We start from the raw sequence: 5,377 nt of genomic DNA, 5'->3' as shown, positions 1-5,377 counted from the left end.
GGGTTCAGCAAGCTGGAGCTGGTCGTGAACAACGTCCGGTTTCAGGATGGGGAGCAGGTAACCGATCAATCAGACAGGACTGCCGCCTGACTGCCATCCACCAGATTTGACTATAACTCGTCTGATTTTATGTTTTAGGAGCTTACAATAGTCTTTTATTCTATTAGAAAAGAGTGTTTAGGTTTTTAGAGCTGTCGACAGGCTTAGAGGGGCGTGTTCGATGAGAGAAAAACACGCTTACGCAAGACCCTATAAAAACGAGTGACGTAGAATAGAGGGCCTCACGTTTCATGCTCTTATGGAAATCACCATAAGAGTGCACACATAGGGGGCGCCAGTAGTAAGCTTGTGCCCATGATTTTGGTTATTTTTACCTCCCCGCTTTTAATACTTAGTTTTTTAATACTTAGTTTTTACCCATTAGGAGAATGAGCCATATGTTTACGGGCATTGTGCAAGGGGTCGCCAAGGTAGTAGCGGTGCGTGAGCTGGATGATTTTCGCGTACATGTTGTGGAAATGCCGCCAGCCATGCGCGAGGGGCTTGAGATTGGTGCATCTGTTGCTCATAACGGCGTTTGCTTAACGGTGACGGCCATCGATGGTGATAGCGTTAGTTTTGATTTGATGCGTGAAACGCTGAGATTGACTAATCTTGGTGCAATTGTGCCAGGGCAATGCGTCAATATAGAGCGTGCGGCGCGTTTTGGCGATGAGATTGGTGGGCACTCTATGTCGGGGCACATCATTTCCATGGCAGAGGTAGTGGCTATTGAAGAAGCGCCCAATAACCGTCGATTATGGTTTTCCCTGCCGGAAAGGCTTGGCCGATTTGTGTTCGAGAAAGGCTATATCGGGGTGGACGGTATCAGTTTGACTATCGGTGATGTACGTCAAAGCGGTAGCGGAAGCGTAGAGTTTAGCGTCAATTTAATCCCTGAAACCTTATCGCGCACTACGCTTCAGGATCGAGCGCCGGGGGATCAAGTCAATATTGAAATTGATCCGCAAACCCAGGTGATCGTTGAAACGGTAGAGCGCGTGCTCTCTCAAAAAAACGGGCGCAGCAACCCTCTTTAGCTTAATCCGCCATTGAATTGACCGATCGGTTAGGTTGTGGCCTGAAGATTGCTTTGTATACAGCGGCGGGGCTGCTCTCGCTTACATGGGTCGCCATGCTGAAGCGCTCGCATCACGGTGAGCGTTTCGGTAGTATGTGCGGCTTTTCTCAGCACCAGAACGCGTGCGCGTGCTGCGTTATCGCTAAGGATAAGAAAATTCATGAAACTTCTGGATAGTTATTTCAAGCTCACTGAGCACAAAACTAATGTGAAAACAGAAGTTATCGCCGGGATCACTACGTTCCTGACGATGGCCTACATTATTTTTGTTAACCCGAGCATCCTGTCTGAAGCGGGCATGGACTACGGTGCGGTATTTGTGGCGACGTGCATAGCCGCAGCGATTGGCTGTTTCGTGATGGGCCTATGGGCCAATTATCCAATCGCCCAAGCACCAGGCATGGGGTTGAATGCCTTTTTCACCTACGGTGTTGTATTGGGTATGGGGTATACATGGGAAGCGGCACTCGGCGCCGTCTTCTTCTCTGGTCTCTCTTTCTTCCTGTTAAGCATTTTTAGAATTCGTGAATGGATTATTAACTCTATTCCCATGACATTGCGACTCGGGATCGCTGCTGGTATCGGTCTTTTCTTGGCGATGATTGCGCTGAAAAATGCCGGTATTGTGGTTGCTAATCCCGCTACCTTTGTTTCTTTAGGTGATCTATCTCAGCCGCCCGCCTTATATGCGCTGTTAGGCTTCTTTGTGATTACCGCGCTTTCTTACCTGCGCGTCACCGGTGCGGTCATGATCGGTATTTTGGGCGTGACAGTGATTGCCATGGTGCTGGGCCATAATGAGTACGGCGGTCTAATGTCGATGCCTCCCTCGATTGCGCCTACATTTATGGCGATGGATTTAATGGGCGCGCTAGATGTAGCGATGCTCAGCGTCATTTTTGCCTTCTTGTTTGTTGATTTGTTTGACACCTCGGGCACGTTGGTGGGCGTTGCTCATCGGGGCAAACTACTGGATAAAGATGGCAAGCTGCCGCGCCTTGGCCGTGCCATGATGGCTGACAGTGCCGCGTCTATGGCGGGTGCTGCATTGGGTACTTCCACTACCACTAGCTATATTGAATCAACAGCGGGCATCGCATCCGGTGGCCGGACTGGTTTGACGGCGGTAGTCGTGGGCGGCCTATTCCTGATCAGCCTGTTCTTCGCACCGTTGGCGGGCTCCATTCCGGCCTACGCTACCGCTGGTGCGCTGCTGTATGTAGCGGTATTAATGACGGGTAGCTTGGCGCATGCTAATTGGGAAGATCCAACGGATGCTGCGCCGGTACTGATTGCTGCTTTGGCAATGCCGCTGACGTTCTCGATTGCCGAAGGAATTGCACTCGGTTTCATCAGCTACGTAGCGATCAAAACGTTATCAGGCCGTTTTAGCGACTTGAATCCGGCCGTTATTATTTTGGCGCTCCTGTTTGCGGTAAGGTATCTCTTCTTGGTTTGATCGGCCTTTTCCGCTTTCTAACTACTTAATTTTACTACTCAATGAGAGACGCGATGAGCATCTACGGCGACTACATTAAGTCCGTTATTCGCACGGTTCCAGATTGGCCTGAGAAAGGCGTGAATTTTCGCGACATCACTCCTTTGCTACAAAATAGCGCGGCCTTTCGCAAGCTGATTGATAGCTTCGTACATCGCTATCAGGAAATGAACCTGGATGCTATCGCGGCAATCGATGCGCGCGGTTTCATTATTGGCGCACCGCTCGCTTATGAGTTGGGGTGTAGCTTTGTGCCGGTGCGTAAGAAGGGCAAGCTACCGTTTAAAACCATCAGCGAGACTTATACGCTGGAGTACGGTCATTCGGAAGTTGAGCTGCACTCCGATGCTTTCCAGAAAGATGACCGTATTCTGCTGATGGATGATTTGATCGCCACCGGTGGCACTATGCTGGCAGCGGCTAACCTTATCCAGCGCAGCGGTGGTCACGTAGTGGAAACGGCTACGATTATTGATCTTCCCGAACTGGGTGGGTCACAAAAAATTCGCGATGCGGGTTACAGCGTATTCGCAGTTTGTTCCTTCAACGAAGACGAGTAGCCCCCAATGAGCAGCGATCGTTATCACCAACACTTCACTGTCTCCTGGGATCAGCTTCACCGTGATGTGCGTACGCTTTGTCATCAGATGATCGAGCGTGATTTTAAGGGCATTGTGGCGATTACCCGTGGCGGTTTAATTCCGGCCGCACTAATCGCCCGTGAGCTTAATATTCGTCTGATCGATACGGTGTGTATTAAGAGCTACGACCATATGGATCAGGGTGGCCTGGATATTATGAAGGGTGTCGACCATGACGGTGATGGCTGGCTACTCGTCGATGATTTAGTCGATACTGGCAAAACTGCACGCGCAGTACGCAAAATGTTGCCTAAGGCACACTTTGTGACCATTTATGCCAAACCGGACGGTCGTCCATTGGTGGATCAATACCTAACGGAAGTAGCGCAGCAGTGCTGGATCCAGTTTCCTTGGGATATGGGTGTTGCTTACGTTGAACCACTCGTCGATCAAATGAAGAGGTAATGATGGCCAATCCACTTCCTGACGATTGGAGTCAGTGGCTGGGTGATGAGTTTAAGGCTGACTATATGCTCGCACTAAAGGAGTTTTTGGCGCAGCAGAAGGCGGCTAAAAAAACCATTTACCCCCACTCAGCGCAATGGTTTCGCGCCTTTGAGTTAACCCCTCTGCATGAAGTGAAAGTCGTTATCTTGGGGCAAGATCCTTACCACGGCCCCAACCAAGCTCATGGCTTGAGTTTCTCCGTACGGCCCGGTGTACAGGTGCCGCCTTCGCTAGCTAACATCTACAAAGAGTTGGCCAGCGATGTCGGCTTTAAACCGGTGCAGCATGGCAACTTGGATAGTTGGGCCAAGCAGGGCGTCCTGTTATTAAACACCTCGTTAACGGTTGAACAAGGGAATGCTGGTTCTCATCGCGGCAAGGGGTGGGAGGTATTCACTGACCGCGCCATTGAAGCCGTTAGCCAGCATGCGTCGCCATGTGTGTTTTTGTTATGGGGAAGTCAGGCGCGCCAGAAGAAAGCATTAATTGACCAGCGTCGCCATTTGGTGCTTGAAGCCCCGCACCCGTCGCCGCTCTCTGCGCATCGAGGGTTTTTTGGCACCCGGCACTTTTCGCAAGCAAATCAATTCCTGCAAGCGCAGGGGCGCACGCCTATCGACTGGCAATTGCCGGAAACCCCTTAACCTCCTATTAGGTTGCGGGTAGAATGTGCGCAATTTTGCGTCTAGTGACATACCCAGATTGTCATTTTGAATCCCCAGCTGTGAGGAAGTCCCATGAGTGTTTACGCCATTAACCATCCGCTTGTTCAACATAAGCTGGGACTGATGCGCGAAGTTGATCTGAGCACTAAGAGCTTTCGTGAGCTGGCAGGTGAAGTCGCTAAGCTATTGACCTATGAAGCAACCAAAGGTCTTGAGCTGGAAGATCACGAAATCCAAGGATGGAACGGCGAGCCGATTGCAACACGACGGCTTAAGGGTAAAAAAGTTACCGTGGTACCGATTTTGCGCGCAGGCTTGGGTATGTTAGAAGGTGTAACAGACTTAATTCCCAGTGCTCGAGTCAGTGTTGTTGGTCTTTACCGCGATGAAAAGACGCTTGAGCCAGTACCGTATTTCGCCAAATTCGCTAACGATATCGAAGAGCGTATGGCAATCGTGATTGACCCTATGCTGGCCACCGGTGGTTCAATGGTGGCTACGTTGGACATGCTGCGTGAGCGTGGCTGTGTGCATATGAAGGTGATTGTGCTTGTCGCTGCCCCTGAAGGCATCAAACGGGTGCAGGAAGCATATCCCGACATCGAAATTTACACTGCTTCGGTCGATGAGCGACTCGATGAAAATGGCTATATCGTCCCTGGACTAGGTGACGCAGGCGATAAGATTTTCGGAACGCGCTAAGCGCCTTTTTTAAATTAGCCCCTCACGCTTCGCGTTAGGGGCATTTTTTTGCATATCTACTCTCTAATAATCACTAGGAATTCTCTAATGCGTGAAGCTACCAGCCAGGCAGAGTCGTGGCCAAAAGTAGTGTTAACCGGTGCACAAATGCTGTTTGTGGCTTTTGGTGCCTTGGTATTAGTACGAGTTAAGCTCAAGTCTGGTGTATGGGAGGAGGTAGGAAGGGTGGCGTATCCTGTTGATTGATCACGACCAAGATCTCAACCAACACGAGTGGATACGCCATGACCGATTCTACCCTCCG

Annotated in this window: 7 protein-coding genes; all 7 read left to right on the top strand. The window is 50.4% G+C overall.

Annotation, left to right across the window (positions count from 1 at the left end; all coding sequences use genetic code 11):
• Positions 1-437: 437 nt before the first annotated feature.
• The 7 genes from V8L70_RS22430 (at position 438) to V8L70_RS22400 (ending at position 5,319) form a co-directional block, all read left to right on the top strand.
• The gene (locus V8L70_RS22430) at positions 438-1,079 is read left to right on the top strand and encodes a riboflavin synthase (protein WP_035557472.1); all 642 of its coding nucleotides are present in this window, start codon (positions 438-440) and stop codon (positions 1,077-1,079) included.
• Between the two features lie 201 nt (positions 1,080-1,280).
• Positions 1,281-2,579, top strand: a complete 1,299-nt coding sequence (locus tag V8L70_RS22425; RefSeq protein ID WP_035557474.1) for an NCS2 family permease — start codon at positions 1,281-1,283, stop codon at positions 2,577-2,579.
• Between the two features lie 53 nt (positions 2,580-2,632).
• Positions 2,633-3,178 (top strand): adenine phosphoribosyltransferase, encoded by a 546-nt coding sequence (locus V8L70_RS22420; RefSeq protein WP_035557476.1) that lies wholly within the window; start codon positions 2,633-2,635, stop codon positions 3,176-3,178.
• Positions 3,179-3,184: 6 nt separating this feature from the next.
• Positions 3,185-3,664, top strand: coding sequence for a xanthine phosphoribosyltransferase (gpt, locus tag V8L70_RS22415; RefSeq protein WP_008956229.1), 480 nt, complete (start codon positions 3,185-3,187; stop codon positions 3,662-3,664).
• Positions 3,665-3,666: 2 nt separating this feature from the next.
• Positions 3,667-4,350 (top strand): uracil-DNA glycosylase, encoded by a 684-nt coding sequence (gene ung / locus V8L70_RS22410; protein ID WP_198556068.1) that lies wholly within the window; start codon positions 3,667-3,669, stop codon positions 4,348-4,350.
• Between the two features lie 93 nt (positions 4,351-4,443).
• A complete protein-coding gene (gene upp, locus V8L70_RS22405) occupies positions 4,444-5,073 on the top strand; it encodes a uracil phosphoribosyltransferase (RefSeq protein WP_035557479.1) in 630 nt (209 codons plus the stop codon).
• Between the two features lie 87 nt (positions 5,074-5,160).
• Positions 5,161-5,319 (top strand): hypothetical protein, encoded by a 159-nt coding sequence (locus tag V8L70_RS22400; RefSeq protein WP_336270666.1) that lies wholly within the window; start codon positions 5,161-5,163, stop codon positions 5,317-5,319.
• The last annotated feature ends 58 nt before the right edge of the window (positions 5,320-5,377 follow it).

This window comes from Vreelandella arctica (assembly GCF_037070215.1).
Classification (GTDB): Bacteria; Pseudomonadota; Gammaproteobacteria; order Pseudomonadales; family Halomonadaceae; genus Vreelandella; species Vreelandella arctica.
This window is presented reverse-complemented; position numbering and strand designations above follow the sequence as displayed.